The following is a 19,264-nucleotide window of genomic DNA, read 5'->3' on the forward strand; positions in this document are numbered from 1 at the left end:
TAGCTGAAACACGGGAGGATCGCATTCAAGTGCTTGATTTCATTGGATCCATCCTGCCGAAACGGCAGCGTTCAGACTGGGCTTCCGCAGTGGAAGCCATCCGGGCAGGCGCCGCCTTCCTGGCGCAAGGTGCCAGCTACTCCTACTTGCGGGCCCGTTCGCTGCTGGCAGGGCCGAAACTTTTCCAGGATGCGGATTTCGGATTCGCGCTGCAGATCTGCAAATGGGAAGGCTTTGCCGTTGCAGCGCAGGATATCATCCTGATCATCGAGGCGGAGGTGCGCCCCCTGCTGCCGGCGCCGCCGCAGGAGCGGGCCGCCATCCTGTCCCGCCTCTACCGCGAGGTGCTGGCCAGCGAAGACCTGCCGGAGCACCGCAAGGACCGGGGCTGGGGAGATGTGGAAGCAGAGTTTGACGCCCGGCTTGCCCACCTGATGGACAAGACGCCGCTTTCGCCCGACGCCATCACCACGGCGACGGCGCTGCGGCTGCTGCAGCATGCCCCCATCACCGATGATGTGCGCGCAGCGGACAAGATGATGGTGGTCAACAACGTGGCCTTCCGTTTCATCGACTATCAGGCCACCTTGCGCAAACGGATCGACCTTCCTGCCTTTGCCCGGCAGCTCTGCGCCCTCACCGGGGAGAAGGCCGCTTGAAGCAGCCCGTCAGCCCGGTCACGCCGCTCATCGCACTCAACACCGTGGTCCTCGACACCGAGACCACGGGACTGGATGTGCGTTCCGACCGGGTGGTGCAGATCGGGGCTGTCCGGCTCTACGGCCAGGAGATCCAGGACGAGGCGGTCTTCAACGTCATCGTTGACCCGCATATGCCGATCCCGGAGGTCGCCCGGCGCATCCATGGCCTGTCTGATGCGGATGTGTCCGGAAAGCCCGGCATTGCCGAGGTTTTGCCGCAACTGGCCGCCTTCATCGGCGATGCGGTGGTGGTGGGTCATTCCATCCATTTCGACCTGGCCATTCTGCGTCACGAGGCGGAACGGCACGGGGTAAAATGGACAGAGCCCAAGGCGCTGGATGTGGCGCTGATCGTCGCCGGCCTCGACCGCGCCCTGATCGACACCTCGCTGGACAGCCTTGCCCTCAGTCTCGGCATTGCCATTGAGGGCCGCCACACGGCGCTGGGCGATGCGATGGCGACGGCCCACGTCTATGCGGGCCTGCAGAACCGGCTGCTGGCCAGCGGCATCCGCACGCTGGCGGAGGCCGAAAACCTCTGCCGCAAGCCGCAAAGCCTGATTGCCCGCCAGGAGGAAGCCGGCTGGTTCGACCGGCCGCGCGAACAGCACGACTTCTCCCGCCTCGCCCTGAAGCAGGGCACCCAGCGGGCCATCGACAGCTATCTTTACCGCAACCGGCTGGGCGACGTGATGAGCAGCCCGCCGATTTCGATCAGCGAGACCGCCGATCTGCACAGTGCCGCCCAGCTGATGGCGGCCTGCCACATTGGCTGCCTGATCGTGACGCGGGAGGGCGGAGAGCCGGGCATCCTGAGCGAACGCGACGTGCTGCATGCGCTGGCGGCGCGCGGTGCGGAAGCGGGCAAGCTGAAGGTTGGCGCCCTGATGAGCTTTCCGGTGATCAGCGCCCCGGCAGACACCTTTCTCTACCGCGCCCTCGGGCTGATGGCCCGCAAGAACCTGCGCTATCTCGGGGTGAGCGATGACGGCGGACGTCTGGCCGGCATTTTCACCTTGCGCACGCTCCTGCGCGAGCGGGCGCTGGCAACACTCACCGTGGGCGACGAGATCGCTATGGCCGGGCGCCCGCGCGATCTTGCCAAGGTGCAATCCGCCCTGCCCACTCTGGCAACCGGGCTTCTCGCCGACGGGCAGGATGCGCGGCAGGTCTGCGCCATCATCTCGGCCGAGAACAAGGCCATGACCGCCCGCGCCGCCGAAATAGCCGAAGCCGAGCTGGAGGCTGCCGGGGCGGGCCCTGCCCCCGCCGCCTATGCGGTGCTGATGCTGGGCTCCGGCGGACGCGGGGAAAGCATGCTGGCCCCCGATCAGGACAATGCCCTGCTGATTGCCGATGACTACACCGGCGACCTGACCTCGCCCGATGACTGGTTCTTCCGCTTTGCGACACGGCTGAACGAGATCCTTGACCGGGCGGGCATTCCCTACTGCAAGGGCGGTGTGATGGCGCGCAACAGCCAGTGGCGCCGCCGCCTGGGAGAATGGCAGCACCAGGTTGAGGAATGGGCCCATCACCCTTCTCCGCAGGCGCTGCTCAATGTGGATATTTTCTACGACTTCACCCCCGCCCATGTGTCCGGCAGCACCGGCGCGCGGCTGGCGGAGACCCTGCGCCACTTTGCGGCGGATACCGCGCGCGGCTCGCTTGCGCTGGTCAGGGCCCTGGGCGAAACCGCCGCCTCGCATGCCCCGCCGCTGGGCCTCTTCGGGCGCATCCGCAAGGACGATCAGGGGCGGGTCGATCTCAAGTCCGGCGGGCTTCTACCCATCGTCGCCGGGGCCCGGGCGATTGCGCTGCGCCACGGGGTGACGGCCCTTTCCACGCCCGAACGTATCCTGCAGGCCGCACATCACGCCGGACGCTCGCAGGCAGACGCGGAAATCCTCGCCAATATCCACGGCTTCCTCATCCGCCTGATCCTCACCCAGCAGATCAACGATCTGGAAGCGGGCATCGCGCCGTGCAACCGGGTGGAAGTTGCGCGGCTGAACCACCGGGATCAGGATGAACTGCGCGAAGCCCTCGGCCGCATCGACCTCATCACCCACATGCTGCGCGACCTGCTGCAGGGGATCTGAGTTTTACAGCCGCCCCTGGCTCTGAAGAGAGGTGACGCCGGCATGGACCGCTGTCATGCTGGCGAAACAGGACTCGGCTATTCGCGGCTCTCATGAAAATCTCTCCCTCGACCCTTGGTCTGGGTGTTTCCATGACCATCGGTTACGGAACGCTCTATTACTCCTTCTCCGTTCTGGCGCCCGAGATAGCCCGCGCGTTCCGCTGGACGGAGAGTTTCGTCTTTGCGATCTTCTCGGCCGGGCTGCTGGCCGGGGCCGTGTCCGCCCCCGTCATTGGCCGGATGATCGACAGATATGGCGCCCGACCGGTGATGAGCCTCGGGTCGGTCTTTGCGGCACTGACCCTTGCCCTGATTTCCGTGATGGAAAACGCCTGGCAATTCATCGTCATCGCCCTGCTCGCCGAATTCGTGGCCATTGCCGTGCAATATGATGCAGGCTTTGCGGCCCTTGCACAGCGTTATGGCCGCAATGCCCGGGCCGAAATCACCCTGGTCACCCTGATCGCGGGCTTTGCCTCCACCCTGTTCTGGCCGCTGCTGCAATGGCTGCTGACGCTGATGAGCTGGCGGGAGGTCTATCTGGTGCTGGCCGCGATGAACCTCGTCATCGCACTGCCGATTCACCTGACCATGCCGAAGGGAAGACAGGGGCCGAAGGGAAGACAGGGCCAGCCGGACCGGCCGGAGCCGCTGGCCTCCTCTTCCCCTCCTCAGGCTCCGCAGATCTTGCAGGCGGCCCCTCCACGGCCGGGTCCCCGCCCGATGGCGCTTCTGGCCATCAGCTTTGCCAGCGGCGGCTTCGTCATGTCCGCCGTCGGAGCGGCGCTGCTGGTGCTGCTGGGCGACCTTGGCTTTGCAACGGCGACGGCCATCGCGGCGGCCAGTTGCATCGGCCCCTCGCAGGTGGCCGCCCGTTTGATTGAATATCTCCGGCGCAACCTGTTTTCACCGCCAGCGACCGCCGTCATCGCCGCCTTTGCCCTGACGCTGGGGCTTGTGCTTCTCGCCGGAACCGTGTTCGCGCCGGCGCCAGTCCTGCTCTTTGCCTTTGCCATCACCTATGGTGCCGGCCAGGGCCTCACATCCATCGTCCGGGGCATGCTGCCGCTGCATTATTTCGGGCCGGAAGGCTATGGCCGGCGCACCGGCACGCTCTCGGGCATCCGCATGGTTCTGTCCGCAGCGGCGCCCTTTACCGTGATCTTCCTGAAGGAGCAGCTTGGCACATCCGCCGCTCTTGCCGCCCTCGTGCTGGCAGCGCTCGTCTCCACGGTGTCGGTGCTGGCGCTGGTCCGCCTCATGGCGAAAGCCGAGCCAATCTGAGCTGCAGTACAGAGCCCGTCAGCCGGCGATCATCCGTTTCGCCTCGTCATACTCGCGGATCAGCCGCGCCACGAGGTCCCCTGCGGGCAGAATGTCGTGAATGCCGCCAGCCCCCTGCCCGGCGGACCAGACGGTCTTCCAGGCCTTGGCTTCATGGTCGAGGTTCATCTTGCCCGCTGCTGGCAGGTTGTCCGGGTCGAGCCCGGCGCGGATGATGCTGGGCTTGAGGAAGTTGGCATTCACGCCGCTGATGGCGGGCGTATAGAGAATATCGCTGGCATCGCTTTCGACGATCATGTTCTTGAAGTCCGGCTCGATCGTCGCCTCCTGCGTCGCCAGAAAGCGGGTGCCGAGATAGGCCATGTCGGCACCCATGGCGCGGGCCGCGAGCACCTGCGCGCCGGTGTTGATGGCACCGGCCAGCACCAGCGTGCCGGACCAGACCGAGCGGATTTCGGAAATCAGTGCAAAGGGATTGAGCGTGCCTGCATGGCCGCCCGCGCCGCAGGCGACCGCGATGATGCCATCCACCCCGGCAGCCGCCGCCTTTTCCGCGTGCCGCGCGTTGATCACGTCATGGAAGACGAGCCCGCCATAGGAATGCACCGCATCCACCACGTCCTTCACCGCACCCAGCGAGGTGATGACTAACGGCACCTTGTGCTCCACCGTCTTCGCCAGATCTGCTTCGACACGGGAATTGGACCGGTGGACGATGAGGTTGATGCCGAAGGGCGCAGCACCTTCCACGCCGTCGAGCCGCGAGGCGATCTCCTCGAGCCAGGCGGCAAAGCCTTCCGTGGTGCGCTGGTTCAGCGCCGGAAACGTGCCGATCATGCCGCCCTTGCAGGTTTCCACCACCAGATCGGGGCCGGACGCCAGAAACATGGGCGAGGCAATCGCCGGGATCTGGAGACGGCCCTGGAGACTTGCGGGCAACGGCATGGCAGCACCTTTCGCATCGGATGGGAGAGCGAGAGTGCTGCGGATTTCCGTTTACGTCAAGGGAATGACTGCACCTCACCCTACTCCCTTTGGAGGAGAGCGCCGCCATGCCAGACGGTGGCAAGGCTGAGATCATCCGTCAGATGCAGCACATCGGCGCGGCGGCCCGCTGCCAGCGCACCATGGCTGGCGCCAAGCCCCGCCACCTTTGCAGGGCGGCTCGTGACCATGGCGAGCAGCGCCTCCGGCGGCAGGTCCGTATGCGTATTCAGATAACGCAGCGCCTGCGGCAGGCTGACATCAGCCCCCGCCAGCGTGCCATCCTCCAGCGTCAGGCGGCCATCACGGCGCAGGATCTTCCGCCCGCCGAGGGTGAAGCTGTCAAGCTCCGTCCCGGCCACGGCCATGGCATCGGTCACCAGAAACAGTCCCTCGTCCTGCTTCGCCGCAAGGGCGATGCGCAGGGCCGGCGCGCTGACGTGGACGCCATCGGCAATGATACCGGCCGCCACTGGCCGGTCCAGCACGGCCCCCACCAGCCCCGGCGCCCGGTTGCCTAGCTGGCTCATGGCATTGAACAGATGCGTTGCGCAGGTGACGCCATGGTCGAAGGCCGAAAGCGCCGTTTCATAGGCGCAATCGCTGTGGCCGATGCTGAGGATGGCACCGGCTTCCTTCAGCCGGACGATCTGGTCCATCCGCACCGCCTCCGGCGCAATGGTGATCATCAGCACCGGCAGATGGCGGGCGGCATCGCACAGAAGCTCAAGATCGGCGTCATCCATCGGGCGGATCAGCGCAGCGTCGTGAGCACCCTTGCGCCGCACATCGAGATGCGGGCCTTCCAGATGCAGGCCGAGAAACCCTGGCAGTTGCTTGCGCGCCGCCCGGATGCCGGTTTCGATCACCGCCCGTGTGGCTTCCCGCGTGTCCGTGATCAGCGTCGGCAGCAGGCCCGCAGTGCCCAGATGGCGGTGGGCATCGAGAATGCGGGTCAGCTTGCCCTCGTCCACAGAGCCATCCAGCATCAGCCCGCCGCCGCCATTGACCTGCAGATCGAGAAAGCCGGGGGACAGGATACCGCCGGGCAGTTCCACATGGGAGCCATCCAGCGACCGCGCTTCCGCCTCCGGCGCCAGCGCCTCGATTGTTTCACCGGAAAGGACAAGGCTCATCCCCTCCCGCAGGCGGGTGCCGTCAAAAATCCGGGCGCCGTGAAGAACTGTCCGCATCAGTGCGTTTCCGTGACCTTGTTGAGATGGGGCGGCACATCCGGATTGAAGCCGCGCCGAAGGGCAAAGCCTTCCACAAACCGGTAGAAGGCGGCGATCTGCAGCAGCGGCGCTGTCAGGGGATGCACGCCGTCCAGAACCGGCAGGCGGTTGCAGCCGGGCGCATCAAAGCCGGTTGCGAACACATCCGCCCCCTGCCCCGCCAGCCGCTCCGCCGTTGCCCGCGCATGAGGCAGCGCGGCATCGTCAACGCCAAGCGCCAGCACTGGGAAGCGGCCGCTGGCAATCGCCGCCGGGCCGTGCAGCACTTCGGCCGAACTGTAGGCTTCGGCGTGAAGGCCGGAGGTTTCCTTGAACTTGAGCGCCATTTCATTGGCAATGGCAAGGAGAGGCCCGCGGCCCAGCACATAGAGCGACTGCGCCCGCACCAGACGGTCGGACAGGGGCGTCCAGTCCAGCTGCAGCGCGGCGGCAAGCTGCTCCGGCAAGCGGGCGACTGCCTCGCGCAGCGCGGTATCTCTCTGCCATTCGGCCAGAAGCGCGAGACCGGCCAGAACGGAAGTGACATAGGTCTTGGTGGCAGCGACGCTCTTCTCCGGCCCGGCGCAGATCGCAAGGGAATGATCCGCCGTCTCCGCCATGGGCGAGGCGGCATCGTTGGTGATGGCGATGGTCAGCGCCCCGCCCCCACCCGCCCGGCGCAGCATCTCGACGATATCCGGGCTGCGGCCTGACTGGGAAATGCCGATGGCCGCCGCCCCCTTCAGACGCAAGGTGCGGCCATAGATGGACGCGATGGATGGCCCGACCGAGGCCACCGCCAGCCCGGCCTGCAGTTCCACCGCATATTTCAGGTAGGAAGCGGCGTGATCGGACGAGCCGCGCGCCACGGTGACAAGAAAAGCCGGATCCCGCTCCCGCAGCGCCGCCGCAGCCGCTGCAATGCTGTCACGGGCTTCACGCAGGAAACGCTCGGCGGCTACGGGAATTTCGGCGACCTCGCGGGCCATGTGGGTCGTGCTGGTCATCATGCGTCTCCCGCCTTCAGCTCAACGGCAAAATCATAGGAATCGCCCCGGAACAGGGAGCGGGTGAATTCCACCGCCTTGCCGCCGGGCAAATAAGCCACGCGCTCGATCTTCAGTCCTGCCGCGCCGGGCGCCATCTGCAACAGGTCAGCCTCGGCCGCCGTCAGGTTCACCGCCGACATGCGCTGCACGGCACGGACGGGCAGAAGATCCCGGGCGCGCAAGTAAGCATAGAGCGAGCCGCCCATGGCTGACGGGTCCGGCAGGACTTCGGCAGACAGAACCGAGCGCTCCAGCGCCATCGGCATGCCGCCGGACCAGCGCACGCGCTCGATCCGCGCCACCTGTTCCGCCGCGCCCAGCCCCAGCGCCATCATCTCTTCGGGCGCTGCCGGGCCAGTTGCGGCGGAGAGGATCTGCGAGCTGGAATCGCGCCCGCGCCGGGCCATGTCGGCCGAAAAGGACGTGAGCTGCGACAGGCCCATCTCGAACCGCTCCACCGGACGGGCCACATAGGTGCCCGAACCGCGCCGCTGGACCAGGAGCCCCTGACGCACCAGATCGGCAATGGCGCGGCGCACGGTCACGCGGCTGAGGCCGGTGCGCGCGGCAATTTCCCGCTCCGCCGGCAGGCTGTCACCGGGCTTCAGCCTGCCCTCGCGGATAGCCGCCTCGATCCGCCCCTGCAGCACGGCATAAAGCGGGCCTGCTCCGGCAACAGGCGTGAAGACGTCATCCATGCGCGGCCAGATCCTCCGCCGCCATCCACATGGCCCCGTCGAGTGCCGAGCCCAGCGGTTGGGCCTGCGGCCACTCACCGGCCAGCGCCTTGGCATAGGTCACACCCAGCCCGCCGAGGAACACCACAGGCACCTCGCCGCCCTGCTGCAGCAGGGCAATCGCGGCGCGAACCTCAGCCACACCGGCCGCCAGCACCGCCTCAGCCGCCGGATCACCCGCCCGCGCTGCCGCCAGAATGAGCGGCACCAGCGCCGCAAATTCGTCCGGGCGCGTTGAGGGCGCGTTGCGAACAATCGCCTGCGCCCCGCCGCCATGTTCCAGAATGTCCCGCAGGAAGGGCGTGATGAGATGAAAACCGTCGATGGCCTTCAGCGCCCGCAGCACCGCATGGCGGCCGAGCCAGGAACCGCCGCCCTCGTCGCCCATCACGTAAAAGCCCCAGCCGCCCACCTGCCGGATGACGCCCTGCCGCTGTACGGCGAAGATGGAGCCGGTGCCGATCGCCGCCAGAATGCCGTCGCCGCCCCTGAGCGCGCCCCTTATCGCGGCAATGCCGTCATTGACGACGCGGACGGTGGTGAAGGGCAGCCGCTCCCGCAGCCAGTCCGCTGCCGCAGGCACCCCGCCCCCTGCAACGCCAAGCACGGCACAGACCGGCAGCGGCGCCTCGGCATCTATCACACTCCGGCCCAGCACCGGTGCCAGCAACGTATCAGCAGCCGCCAGAATGTTGGCGCGGGCCTGTTCCGGATTGCTGACGATGTTCGCCGGCCCGCCGGAAGCCTCCCCCAGCACCGTGCCATCCGCCGCCGCCAGCCGCACCCGGCACCCGGTTCCCCCGCCATCCACACCCAGAAGATACATGCTGCCGTCTCCAGATTTGATGAGTTGAGATAATACCAAAATAATACCAAAGGCAAGGTGGGGAGGTGTTTTCCGATGATCGGCGAACCCGGCAGTCGATGTATCATCAGTGCCAGCCGGAGAGCAGCCAGAGACCTCTCCATCCGGCATTCCCTTTCCATCGTCATCCCGGCCAAGCGTAGCGCGAGCCGGGACCGGTGAGCCACAGCATAAATTTTTCAAAGGATTAAAGCAGGCGAGAGGCCTTGGCTCTCCGGTCCCGGATCTCCGCTTCGCTCCGTCCGGGATGACGATGGAGAGGAAGCAGGGCAGATGAAATGCCGCAAAGCAGAGCTCCAGACACCCCCGGCGATCCGCGTAGTTTCTCACATCCCGCTCAATCCGGTCCCTACCAATTCAATCAATCACCAGAATCTCCGGATCATCCACATAGACCTCGTCCGGCCCGTCGCGGCTGTCGAGGCGGTAGCAGGAGGGGCTGGCGCCGAGGTGCTTCTTGAACAGGCGGGAGAAGTAGTAGGGATCGGCGATGCCGACCATGGCCGCCACTTCCTTCACCTTGCGGCCGGAAGACAGCAGGTTCATGGCCATTTCCATGCGTTTGCGCTCCTGGAATTTCTGCGGTGTCAGGCCGATGCGGGCACGGAAGGCGCGGCGGAAATAATCGCCGTTGAAAGGCACGGAGCCGAGCGCCTTTTCCAGCGCGGCAGCGCTCAAGGGATCGGCGGCGATGCGGGCCGCCACCAGCATGATCTGCACCGACAGCTGATCGGGACTGTCCAGCGCCCCGCCCGCTCCTTCCTTCCAGCCGAGAAACGCGCTCTCGATATAGGCGAGCAGGATCACCATGAAGAGGTGATGCTGCGCCAGCGTCGTCATCGAAAGCGGCGCCATGTCGCGGTAATGCGCCACCATGGCGCTGATCACCTCCCACTGGCGGAAGGCGGCGACGGGCCGGAGATTCATCTGGCCGATGAGATCCACCGAGCCGAACAGCGTCAGCGTGAAATGCTGGGCGACACCGGTGTAAAGCTCGTCCGAGAGCGACTCGCCGACGAAGCGGCTGCCGGCCGGGATCAGCATGGCCATGCCCGGCGCCAGCGACTGTTCCACCCCGTCGAGCTCATAGCGCGCAGACCCGGTCAGGCAGATCACAAGATCATGCACCGCGTTGGACTTGTCGACACGCCAGGCGCGCGAATGCTGCATCTTGATGGCTGAACGGGCCAGAGCCAGCGTCAGCGCGGCGGGCGACAGACCGGCGAGCACATCACCTACGTTTTTGTCCATCTTTTTATTTCAGTCCGTCAATTTCGGCCAGCTTGCCGGTTAGAATATCGTCTCTGTCACAAAATGACTATCGCAACCCTTGCGAGACGCACCATGGGAGGAGGCGGCTTTGCGGGCGGGAGCCCTGCGTCCTTGCGCAGCCTTGCCCCTTCGCCGGATCGGCATTTGAAAACATCAGAAAACCCTATCAGAACAGCCTGTTCCGGCGCGAATCTGACCGCTCTTGCGGCAGCAGATGCAGCGTCAGGTCTTGCAAATCGGGCCACAACCAGAGCGGAGACCATCTGACATGGGTGGAGAGAACCGCTTCCTCGGCCTGGCCTATGTCACGCCCTATGTCTTCGGCCTGCTGCTGTTCACGGCCGTGCCCTTCGGCGCGTCGCTCTATCTCGCTTTCACGGATTACAATCTCGTCAGCAGCCCCAACTGGGTCGGGATGGACAATTTCGAAAAGCTGTTCACCCGTGACCGCACCTTCACCCGCTCGCTGAATGTCACCCTGCTCTACGTGGGGCTGACGGTGCCGCTGAAGCTGGCCTTTGCGCTCTTCATCGCGGTCATCCTCAATTACAAGCTGAAAGCCATCAACCTGTTCCGCACGGCCTATTACGTGCCGTCCATTCTGGGTGGCTCGATCGCCATCGCGGTGCTGTGGCGCTATCTCTTTTCCACCGAAGGCCTCGTCAACATGGCGCTGGCGGTGGTGGGGCTTGGTCCGGTCAACTGGTTCGGCGACCCGGCTAATGCGCTCTTCACCATAACGCTCTTGCGCATGTGGCAGTTCGGCTCGGCCATGGTGATCTTCCTCGCCGCGCTCCAGTCCATCGACAAGTCGCTCTATGAGGCAGCGGCCATCGATGGTTCGGGCCCCTGGTCCACCTTCCGGCACATCACCCTGCCGCTCATCACGCCGGTGATCTTCTTCAATCTGGTCATGCAGATGGTCCAGGCGTTTCAGGAGTTCAACGGCCCCTACATCATCACCCAGGGCGGCCCCCTCAAGGCCACCTACTTCCTGCCGCTCTACATCTACGAGCTGGCCTTCAAGAAGTTCGACATGGGCTATGCCTCCGCTGTCGCCTGGGTCCTGTTCATCATCATCATGGCGCTGACCCTCGTGGCCTTCTGGTCCTCGAAGAAGTGGGTCTATTACGCCGGCGACAAGAGGAGCTGAGATGTCCCCGTCCTTCGTCGCCCCCGATGCAGGCGCGGCCGCCTTTGCCGCCCGCCAGCAACGCCGCCAGCGGGTCTCTGCGATCATCCGCTACACACTGCTGACGCTGGTCGGCGTGCTGATGCTCTACCCGCTGATCTGGCTCATCGGGGCCTCGTTCAAGCCGAATTCCGAGATCTTCTCCAGCGCCGGGTTCTGGCCGCAGAACCCGACCCTTGATGGCTACATCAAGGGCTGGCAGACATCAACGCCCTACACCTTCGGCCATTTCTTCCTGAACACGGCCTGGATCATCATCCCGAAGGTCATCGCCACGGCGGTGTCCTGCACAGCTGTGGCCTACGGCTTTGCCCGCTTCGATTTTCCGGGCAAGAAGATCCTGTTCGTCACGCTGATCGCCACGCTGCTGCTACCGAATGTGGTGACCCGCATCCCGCAGTACCTGCTGTTCCGCGATTTCGGCTGGCTCGACAGCTACCTGCCGCTGTGGGTGCCCTCGGCCTTTGCGGGAGACGCCTTCTTCGTCTTCATGCTGATCCAGTTCCTGCGGGCGATCCCGCGCGACATGGAAGAGGCGGCCCGCGTCGATGGCGCCAACTCCCTGCAGGTGCTCGTCTATATCGTCGTGCCCATGCTGGCCCCGGCGCTCATATCGGTCTGCCTGTTCCAGTTCATGTGGACGATGAACGACTTCCTCGGCCCGCTGATCTACCTGTCCTCCATCGACAAGTACCCGATCAGCCTGGCGCTGAAACTGTCCATCGACACCTCGGAAGCATTCGACTGGAACCGCATTCTGGCCATGTCGGTCCTGGCGATCACGCCCGCGCTCGTCGTGTTCTTCCTCGCACAGAAACATTTCATTGAAGGCATCTCCAGCGGTGGGGTGAAAGGCTAATGGCACGTTTGCAGATCCAGAACCTGGAAAAGGTCTATGGCAGCGGCTTCAAGGCGGTCCATGGCATCAACCTGGACGTGGAGGACGGCGAGTTCATGGTGCTGGTTGGCCCGTCGGGCTGCGCCAAGTCCACCACCCTGCGCATGATCGCGGGCCTTGAGACGGTGACGGGCGGTGCCATCCGCATCGGCGGCCAGACCGTCAACGACCTGCCCCCGGGCAAGCGCGGCATCGCCATGGTGTTCCAGAACTACGCACTCTACCCGCATATGAAGGTGAAGAAGAACCTCTCCTTCGGCCTGCGCCTGCAGAAGAAGAAGACGGCGGAAATCGATGCGGCCACGGACGAGGTGTCCGGCATTCTGGAAATCGGCCAGCTGCTCGAGCGGCTGCCCAAGCAGCTGTCCGGCGGTCAGGCCCAGCGTGTGGCCGTGGGCCGGGCGCTGATCAAGAAGCCGGAAGTCTTCCTGTTCGACGAGCCGCTGTCCAATCTCGACGCCAAGCTGCGCGCTTCCATGCGGGTGCGCATCACCGACCTGCACAAGCAGCTGAAGGCAAACGGCCTGTCCTCGACAGTGGTCTATGTCACCCACGACCAGACCGAAGCCATGACCATGGGTGACCGGATCTGCGTGATGAAGGACGGCCACATCATGCAGGTGGCCGATCCGCACACGCTCTACAACCGGCCCGCCAATGCCTTCGTCGCCGGCTTCATCGGCATGCCGGAAATGAACCTCGTCCCTGCCACGCTCGGCGGCAGCGGCGATGGGGTGACGCTGACGCTGGCTGGCCAGACGCTCGGCTTCGGGCCGGAGCTCGCCCGCCGCCTGACGGCCAAGGCCGGGTCCGTCACCCTCGGCATGCGCCCGCAGCATCTCGGCCTGCTGCCCGCCGGCACGGAGAATGCCGTAACGGGCACAGTGCAGACCATCGAGTTCCTTGGCCATGAAATGAACCTGCACATCGACCTTGGCGGCACCACGCTGGTGGCCGTGCTTCCTGCGGCGGAGGTACCGCAGGGCCTGAAGCGCGGCGATGCGGTGGCGGTGCGGCCCATCGAGAGCAACCTGCACATCTTCGATGCGGACAGCGGCGAGAACGTCTCGCTGGCCCCGCTCGGCTGAGGCCGCAGCAAGTGATCAAGCCTTTCCGGAGCGCGGTTCAGACGCCCTGCTCCGGTGGAAAACGGGAGGAGAAAACCATGAGAAAGACAGCAACTGCCCTTGTGAGCCTTGCGCTCGCCTCGACCTTTGCCACGCCCCTGCTGGCGGCAGACCTGCGCATGTCCTGGTGGGGTGGGGACAGCCGCCACAAGGCGACGCAGGAAGCGCTGAAAGTCTGCGGCGAAAAGCACGACCACACGATTGCGCCGGAGTTCACCGGCTTTGACGGGCACCTTGAGAAGCTGATGACGCAGATCGCCGGCCGCACGGAAGCCGACATCATGCAGGTGAACTGGCCCTGGCTGCCGCTGTTCTCGATCAAGGGCGACGGTTTCGCCGACCTGAACGAGTTCAGCGAATATATCGACCTCAGCAACTGGACGGAAGACCAGTTGGCGTCGGGCAGCATGAACGGCAAGCTGAACGGCCTGCCCGTTTCCACCACGGGCCGCGTGTTCTTCTTCAACACCACCTCGTTCCAGAAGGCCGGGCTGCCCCTGCCCGCCACCTGGGATGATCTCTTCGCCGCCGCCAAGGTGCTGAAGGAAAAGATTGGCCCGGACGCCTATCCGATGAACGCCATCAAGGAGACGGCCGTTCTGCTCGTCTCGCTGCGCGCCACTCAGGCGACGGGCAAGGACCTGATCGACCCGGAGACAACGACCGTCGCATGGACGCCGGAAGAGCTGGCCGCGGCCATCGATTTCTACGGCAAGATGGTCGAAGGCGGCGTGGTGATGTCGCAGAAGGATGCGGCGGCAGAGGGTAACATCAACCTGTTTGAAAGCCCGAAGTGGGCCGACGGCCGGATCGCAGGCTCCTATGAATGGGATTCCACCTATTCAAAGTTTGCTGACCCGCTGCAGGAGGGCCAGAAGCTTGAGGCCGTCAAGCTGCTGACCAGCCCGGACGCCAAGACCGAAGGCGTCTACCGCAAGCCCTCCATGGTGTTTGCGATCTCGAAGAACTCGAAGAACCCGCAGGCGGCCGCCCAGATCGTCAACTGCCTTCTGAACGAGCCGGAAGGCATCAAGGCCCTTGGCAGCTCGCGCGGCCTGCCCGCCAGCAAGACGGCCGCCAAGGCTCTGGCTGATGCCGGTTCGACCGAGATGGAACTGATCGTCGCCAACGCAATCGTCACCGCAGGCGCCGGCCCGACGGTCTCCCCCTTCAACGAGCACCCGGAAGTCCGCAGCATCTTCATCGACGCTCTGGAGGAATTCGCCTACGGCCAGATCGATGCGCAGACCGCAGCCGAAGAGATCATCGACGGCATCAACGGAGCCCTGAAGAAGTTCCGGTCCTGAGGGGGAATGCCGCCGGGAGTTAGCTCCCCTGGACTGCCAGTCACGCTCCAACTCCTCTCCCCCCTTGAGGGGGAGATGCCCCCGAAAGGGGGCAGAGGGGGGTGGCGGACTGTCCATTCATACGAGAAGCAGAGCCTTGCTGAAGCGCTGATACCCCCCCTCTGTCTGCTGACGCAGACATCTCCCCCTCAAGGGGGGAGAGGGGCGCTGCGGCGAGACGGCGGGCGCTTCGGAAAAAGCTCCGGCCGCCGGTAAAGCCGCGCTCCATCCCAAAAACTGCCGGGAGGCATCAGGTCTCCCGGCCTCCACAACGCAGGAATACGCCCGCCATGTCTACCGAACCCGCAACCGGCTCCCTCTGCCTCAGCGCGATTTCCCCGCGGCACATCACGCTGCGCTATCACGTGCCGGGTGCGCGCTATCACCTGCCGGAGCCTGCTGCCTGGGTTCTGACGGACCAGGGCAGCGGCGAAATACGGCAAGGGATGACCGACCGGGCGGTGTTCTCGATTTTCGGCCTTACACCCGGCGCAGACTATGTTCTTGCCATTGAAGGCGCAGAGCCTCTGGCCATCCCCATGCCGAAGTGCTTCGGTCTGGTCGACGCCCGCGACCATGGCGCCGACCCGGCCCTTGCGGACAACGGCGCTGCCCTTGCCCGGGCGATTGCAGCAACGCCCTCCGGCGGCACGCTACGCATATCCGGCGGCACCTACCGCACCTCGCCGCTCATGCTGAAGTCCGGCATGACCCTTGAGATCGATGCAGATGCAGGCCTTGCCGCGATCCATGACCGCAGCCACTGGCCCATTCTGCCTGCCCGCGATGAAGACGGCCTGCCCCTGTCCAGCTGGGAGGGCGTGCCGGAAGCAGCTTACGCCAGCCTCATCACCGCCAGCGGCTGCCATAACCTCACCATCTGCGGCGAAGGCTTTCTTGATGGCGGCGGTGCGGAAGGCGGCTGGTGGAGCTGGCCGAAGGAAACCCGCAACGGCGCGCGGCGCCCGCGCACGCTTTTCCTCAGCCGCTGCACCCATGTGACGCTGGCAGGAATCACGGTTCGCAACTCCCCCTCCTGGACCGTGCACCCGCTGTTCTGCAATGGCGTGACCGCGTCAGACCTCAGGATCTGGAACCCGTCCGACTCCCCCAACACAGATGGTCTCAACCCGGAAAGCTGTGAGGACGTGCGGATTGAGGGCGTGCACTTTTCGGTCGGCGACGACTGCATCGCCATCAAGGCCGGCAAGCCGGAGCCGGAAAGCGGCGCGCGCGATCACCTTGCCCCCACCCGCAATGTTTCCGTCCGCAACTGCCTCATGGAACGTGGTCACGGCGGTCTGGTCATTGGCTCTGAAATGGGGGGCGGTGTGCATGATGTGACCGTGGAGCATTGCAGCTTCCGCCAGACGGACCGGGGCCTCAGGATCAAGACCCGGCGCGGGCGCGGCGGGGCGGTCGGCAATGTGCGCTTCTCCGACTGCGACATGGACGGCGTGGACACGGCCTTCGCCGCCAATGCCTTCTACTTCTGCGATGCGGACGGGCACTCGGACCTGGTGCAGTCCCGCAAGCCTTACCCCGTCACCGGCGAAACGCCGTCCATTGGCGCGATCACCATCGAGAACATCAAGGTCACGAACCTGCGTCTGGCGCTTGGCGTCTTCCTCGGCCTGCCCGAAGCGCCGATGGGACCTGTCCGGATCTCCAGCGTCGAAGCCTCCTATGATCCTGCGGCGAAAGCGGACGTGCCGGTGATGGCCGATCATGTGCCGCCCATGCGCCACGAGGATCTGGTGTTCGAGGGCGCGCATGTAGAGGACCTGCGCCAGCGCCCTGCCCGCGCCAGCCCGGCGGCCTAGCTGCCCCTTCCCGCCAGCCCCGCGAAGGCTGGCCACAGATTTCGCAGCGCCGGATGGCCTGCATGACACTTCCAACCGGAAAGACGGACACGGATGCTGTGCCCGGATGCTTTCCCTCGCAGTCAGGACGGCCCGATGACCCCGCGCTATTTCAAGGAATATCTCGCCCGCTACACCTACGCCAAGGACGGCAGCTGGTGCTACGAGGACGGCTGTGTCTACCGCGGGCTGGCGCTGCTGCATGACCAGCAGCCGCAGGAGATCTGGCGGGATGAGCTGCTGCGGCTGATCGGACCGCAGGTTGGCGAGGATGGCGCGCTCACAGGCTACACACAGGATGAGTTCAACATCGACCACATTCTGGCCGGGCGCGTGCTGTTCTTCCTCGAAAAGGCAGCCCCCGGTGCCCACTGGAGCCTTGCCATCGAGCATCTGGCCGGGCAGTTGACCCGTCACCCGCGCACGGACGGCGGCAATTACTGGCACAAGAAGCGCTATCCGCAGCAGGTCTGGCTCGACGGCCTCTACATGGGTCTGCCGTTCCAGATCGAATACGGCCTCTCCCGCAACAGGCCGGACCTGGTGGAGGACGCCCTCGCGCAGCTCAATCGCGCGCTGGACCTGACCCACGTGGCGGCAACGGGCCTCTATGCCCATGCCATCGATGAAGCCCGGGCGCAGGGCTGGGCCGATCCGCAAACCGGCCTCTCCCGCGCCCACTGGGCCCGCGCCCTTGGCTGGCTGACGATGGCTCTGGTGGATGTGACCGGCCTCATTGGGCCGGAAAAAGCCGCCTCATCCGGGCTTCCAGAGCGGGCGTCCGCCCTGCTCACCCGCATCGCCGCCCTTGCCCGGCCACAAAGCGGGCTGTGGCTGCAGGTGATCGACCAGCCGGAGCTTTCCGGAAACTACGAAGAATCCTCGGCCAGCGCCATGTTCGCCTATGCGCTGATGAAGGCCGCAAGGCTGGGTTTGGGGCACCAGTTCGCGGCGCCCGGCCTGAAGGCACTTGCCAGCCTCGAAACCACCCAGCTTTACGCCGGGGATGACGGCATCATCCGTCTGCAGAATGTCTGCGAGATGGCCGGTCTCGGCGGCTTCGGCGGCCGTGTGCGCGACGGCTCCCCCGCCTATTACCTCAGCGAGCCCCTGCGCCCCGACGACCACAAGGGCACCGGCGCGCTGATGATGGCCTATGCCGAACGGCTCGCCTCAGCCAGCGCAGAAGCGCGGCGGGCTGCGAGCTGACAGACAGAATCACAAAAGGGCCGCAAACGATTGCGGCCCTTGTTTTTGGGAGAGGCGGCATTGGTCTTGCCGGCTTCCCGGAAGGACATCCACTCACAAGCTTATAATGCTTCGTCATGCCATGACTTGATCATGGCATCCATTCCCTGATCTATCCATAAAAACGGTCTCTGAATACTCACTCCAAGGACCCGCCTTCAATCTCCAGCAGGTGAAAAGCGAGAGGTAACGGCATGGATGCCATGATCAAGTCATGGCATGACGGAGCTGAGAGGAAGGAGGTCTTTCATGAAAAACATTCTCTTCCCCTCACCTGATCCGTCTGCCTGCCTCATCTGCCGTGAAATACATCGCCTGCGCCGGATCGAAGCTGATACCGGCCTGATCGCCTGCACGAAGGCCCATGTCCTCGCGCTGCTCGACAATCAGCTTGCTGCCGTTGGCGGCCATCAGATGCACGTAGGAAACGCCGCCCAGCGCCTCGACCATGTCCACCTTGTGCGTGGTGCCGGAGCGCTCGATGCGCAGATGCTGCGGGCGCAGGCCGAAGGTGACCGGGCCATCGGCAACCGCCACCGCCGGACGGGCAAAGATGGCATCGCCAAGCCCCGGAACCTTGAGCCCCTCGCCGCTGACGCTGGCGTCGAGGAAATTCATGGCCGGTGAGCCGATGAAGCCCGCGACGAAGCGATTGTCCGGGTCGTTGTAGAGATCGAGCGGCTTGCCGACTTGTTCGATGCGCCCGGCACGCAGCACCACGATCTTGTCGGCCAGCGTCATCGCCTCGACCTGATCATGGGTGACGTAAATCATCGTCGCGCCGATCTCACGGTGCAGACGGGCGATTTCGACGCGCATCTCGACGCGCAGTTCGGCATCAAGGTTCGACAACGGCTCATCGAAGAGGAAGACCTCCGGCCCGCGCACGATGGCGCGGCCGATGGCAACGCGTTGCCGCTGGCCGCCGGAGAGCGCCTTGGGCTTGCGCGCCAGCAGCGGCTCCAGCTTCAGGATCTTCGCGGCCGCCGCCACCTTCGCCTCGATTTCCGCCTTGGGATGGCCGGTCATCTTCAGGCCGAAGCCCATGTTTTCCGCCACCGTCATGTGCGGATAGAGCGCATAGGTCTGGAACACCATCGCCACGCCGCGTTCGGCCGGGTCAAGGGCGGTCACATCACGCGAGCCGATCCGGATTGCGCCGGAACTGGTGCTTTCCAGCCCCGCCACCATGCGCAGCAGCGTGGACTTGCCGCAGCCCGAGGGGCCGACGAAAACACAGAATTCGCCATGCTCGATGGTCAGGTCCACCCCGTGGATGACACCGACTTCGCCGAACTTCTTGACCACGTTCTCGAACGAGACGCCAGACATGGATTCCTCC

General features: G+C 65.0%; 16 protein-coding genes. 9 read left to right on the forward strand and 7 right to left on the reverse strand.

Annotation, left to right across the window (positions count from 1 at the left end; all coding sequences use genetic code 11):
* Window positions 1-29: 29 nt before the first annotated feature.
* The 3 genes from AC0CMF_RS05405 to AC0CMF_RS05415 all read left to right on the forward strand — a co-directional run bounded on the left by AC0CMF_RS05405 (window position 30) and on the right by AC0CMF_RS05415 (window position 4,128).
* The gene (locus AC0CMF_RS05405) at window positions 30-659 is read left to right on the forward strand and encodes a hypothetical protein (RefSeq protein ID WP_050471787.1); all 630 of its coding nucleotides are present in this window, start codon (window positions 30-32) and stop codon (window positions 657-659) included.
* Window positions 656-2,803, forward strand: a complete 2,148-nt coding sequence (locus AC0CMF_RS05410) for a DUF294 nucleotidyltransferase-like domain-containing protein (RefSeq protein WP_472481145.1) — start codon at window positions 656-658, stop codon at window positions 2,801-2,803. The genes AC0CMF_RS05405 and AC0CMF_RS05410 overlap by 4 nt, the downstream gene beginning before the upstream one ends.
* A 131-nt stretch (window positions 2,804-2,934) precedes the next feature.
* On the forward strand, window positions 2,935-4,128 hold the full coding sequence (locus tag AC0CMF_RS05415; protein WP_374628439.1) for an MFS transporter: 1,194 nt from the start codon (window positions 2,935-2,937) through the stop codon (window positions 4,126-4,128).
* A gap of 18 nt (window positions 4,129-4,146) precedes the next feature.
* Here the strand turns inward: AC0CMF_RS05415 and AC0CMF_RS05420 are convergent, their stop codons facing one another.
* The 6 genes from AC0CMF_RS05420 to AC0CMF_RS05445 form a co-directional block, all read right to left on the reverse strand.
* A complete protein-coding gene (locus AC0CMF_RS05420; protein ID WP_374628441.1) occupies window positions 4,147-5,073 on the reverse strand; it encodes an NAD(P)H-dependent flavin oxidoreductase in 927 nt (308 codons plus the stop codon).
* Window positions 5,074-5,153: 80 nt separating this feature from the next.
* The gene (gene nagA, locus AC0CMF_RS05425) at window positions 5,154-6,305 is read right to left on the reverse strand and encodes an N-acetylglucosamine-6-phosphate deacetylase (protein ID WP_472481147.1); all 1,152 of its coding nucleotides are present in this window, start codon (window positions 6,303-6,305) and stop codon (window positions 5,154-5,156) included.
* Complete coding sequence (locus AC0CMF_RS05430; RefSeq protein WP_374628444.1) at window positions 6,305-7,333, reverse strand: SIS domain-containing protein; 1,029 nt, start codon at window positions 7,331-7,333, stop codon at window positions 6,305-6,307. The genes nagA and AC0CMF_RS05430 overlap by 1 nt, the downstream gene beginning before the upstream one ends.
* Window positions 7,333-8,073: a GntR family transcriptional regulator gene (locus AC0CMF_RS05435; protein ID WP_374628445.1), complete on the reverse strand. Its 741-nt coding sequence runs from the start codon at window positions 8,071-8,073 to the stop codon at window positions 7,333-7,335. Before AC0CMF_RS05435 ends, AC0CMF_RS05430 begins: the two co-directional genes overlap by 1 nt.
* On the reverse strand, window positions 8,066-8,938 hold the full coding sequence (locus AC0CMF_RS05440; RefSeq protein WP_374628446.1) for a glucosamine kinase nucleotide-binding domain-containing protein: 873 nt from the start codon (window positions 8,936-8,938) through the stop codon (window positions 8,066-8,068). The genes AC0CMF_RS05435 and AC0CMF_RS05440 overlap by 8 nt, the downstream gene beginning before the upstream one ends.
* A gap of 396 nt (window positions 8,939-9,334) precedes the next feature.
* Window positions 9,335-10,228 carry an AraC family transcriptional regulator gene (locus tag AC0CMF_RS05445; protein WP_050471795.1) on the reverse strand — a complete coding sequence of 298 codons (894 nt, stop codon included), beginning with the start codon at window positions 10,226-10,228 and terminating at the stop codon, window positions 9,335-9,337.
* Window positions 10,229-10,517: 289 nt separating this feature from the next.
* Between AC0CMF_RS05445 and AC0CMF_RS05450 the strand changes: the two genes are divergently transcribed.
* The 6 genes from AC0CMF_RS05450 (at window position 10,518) to AC0CMF_RS05475 (ending at window position 17,883) form a co-directional block, all read left to right on the forward strand.
* Window positions 10,518-11,402, forward strand: a complete 885-nt coding sequence (locus AC0CMF_RS05450) for a carbohydrate ABC transporter permease (protein WP_094462933.1) — start codon at window positions 10,518-10,520, stop codon at window positions 11,400-11,402.
* Between the two features lies 1 nt (window position 11,403).
* Window positions 11,404-12,300 (forward strand): carbohydrate ABC transporter permease, encoded by an 897-nt coding sequence (locus AC0CMF_RS05455; RefSeq protein WP_058900094.1) that lies wholly within the window; start codon window positions 11,404-11,406, stop codon window positions 12,298-12,300.
* Window positions 12,300-13,427, forward strand: coding sequence for an ABC transporter ATP-binding protein (locus tag AC0CMF_RS05460; protein WP_374628447.1), 1,128 nt, complete (start codon window positions 12,300-12,302; stop codon window positions 13,425-13,427). Before AC0CMF_RS05455 ends, AC0CMF_RS05460 begins: the two co-directional genes overlap by 1 nt.
* Before the next feature lie 77 nt (window positions 13,428-13,504).
* Window positions 13,505-14,773 carry an ABC transporter substrate-binding protein gene (locus AC0CMF_RS05465; RefSeq protein WP_374628448.1) on the forward strand — a complete coding sequence of 423 codons (1,269 nt, stop codon included), beginning with the start codon at window positions 13,505-13,507 and terminating at the stop codon, window positions 14,771-14,773.
* Window positions 14,774-15,102: 329 nt separating this feature from the next.
* Window positions 15,103-16,635 carry a polygalacturonase PglA gene (pglA, locus tag AC0CMF_RS05470; RefSeq protein ID WP_374628449.1) on the forward strand — a complete coding sequence of 511 codons (1,533 nt, stop codon included), beginning with the start codon at window positions 15,103-15,105 and terminating at the stop codon, window positions 16,633-16,635.
* A 135-nt stretch (window positions 16,636-16,770) separates the two neighbouring features.
* Window positions 16,771-17,883, forward strand: coding sequence for a glycoside hydrolase family 88/105 protein (locus AC0CMF_RS05475; RefSeq protein ID WP_374628450.1), 1,113 nt, complete (start codon window positions 16,771-16,773; stop codon window positions 17,881-17,883).
* Window positions 17,884-18,192: 309 nt separating this feature from the next.
* Here AC0CMF_RS05475 and AC0CMF_RS05480 read toward each other — a convergent pair whose 3' ends face one another.
* On the reverse strand, window positions 18,193-19,254 hold the full coding sequence (locus AC0CMF_RS05480) for an ABC transporter ATP-binding protein (protein ID WP_374628451.1): 1,062 nt from the start codon (window positions 19,252-19,254) through the stop codon (window positions 18,193-18,195).
* Window positions 19,255-19,264 lie beyond the last annotated feature (10 nt).

This window comes from Pannonibacter sp. CBAS1226 (assembly GCF_055685825.1).

Bases quoted from the DNA above. Each gene is read 5' to 3' on its own strand.
- AC0CMF_RS05415 (WP_374628439.1), top strand. From the start codon at position 2,935: ATGACCATCGGTTACGGAACGCTCTATTACTCCTTCTCCGTTCTGGCG.
- AC0CMF_RS05420 (WP_374628441.1), bottom strand. From the start codon at position 5,073: ATGCCGTTGCCCGCAAGTCTCCAGGGCCGTCTCCAGATCCCGGCGATT.
- nagA (WP_472481147.1), bottom strand. From the start codon at position 6,305: ATGCGGACAGTTCTTCACGGCGCCCGGATTTTTGACGGCACCCGCCTG.
- AC0CMF_RS05430 (WP_374628444.1), bottom strand. From the start codon at position 7,333: ATGACCAGCACGACCCACATGGCCCGCGAGGTCGCCGAAATTCCCGTA.
- AC0CMF_RS05435 (WP_374628445.1), bottom strand. From the start codon at position 8,073: ATGGATGACGTCTTCACGCCTGTTGCCGGAGCAGGCCCGCTTTATGCC.
- AC0CMF_RS05440 (WP_374628446.1), bottom strand. From the start codon at position 8,938: ATGTATCTTCTGGGTGTGGATGGCGGGGGAACCGGGTGCCGGGTGCGG.
- AC0CMF_RS05445 (WP_050471795.1), bottom strand. From the start codon at position 10,228: ATGGACAAAAACGTAGGTGATGTGCTCGCCGGTCTGTCGCCCGCCGCG.
- AC0CMF_RS05450 (WP_094462933.1), top strand. From the start codon at position 10,518: ATGGGTGGAGAGAACCGCTTCCTCGGCCTGGCCTATGTCACGCCCTAT.
- AC0CMF_RS05455 (WP_058900094.1), top strand. From the start codon at position 11,404: ATGTCCCCGTCCTTCGTCGCCCCCGATGCAGGCGCGGCCGCCTTTGCC.
- AC0CMF_RS05460 (WP_374628447.1), top strand. From the start codon at position 12,300: ATGGCACGTTTGCAGATCCAGAACCTGGAAAAGGTCTATGGCAGCGGC.
- AC0CMF_RS05465 (WP_374628448.1), top strand. From the start codon at position 13,505: ATGAGAAAGACAGCAACTGCCCTTGTGAGCCTTGCGCTCGCCTCGACC.
- pglA (WP_374628449.1), top strand. From the start codon at position 15,103: ATGTCTACCGAACCCGCAACCGGCTCCCTCTGCCTCAGCGCGATTTCC.
- AC0CMF_RS05475 (WP_374628450.1), top strand. From the start codon at position 16,771: ATGACCCCGCGCTATTTCAAGGAATATCTCGCCCGCTACACCTACGCC.
- AC0CMF_RS05480 (WP_374628451.1), bottom strand. From the start codon at position 19,254: ATGTCTGGCGTCTCGTTCGAGAACGTGGTCAAGAAGTTCGGCGAAGTC.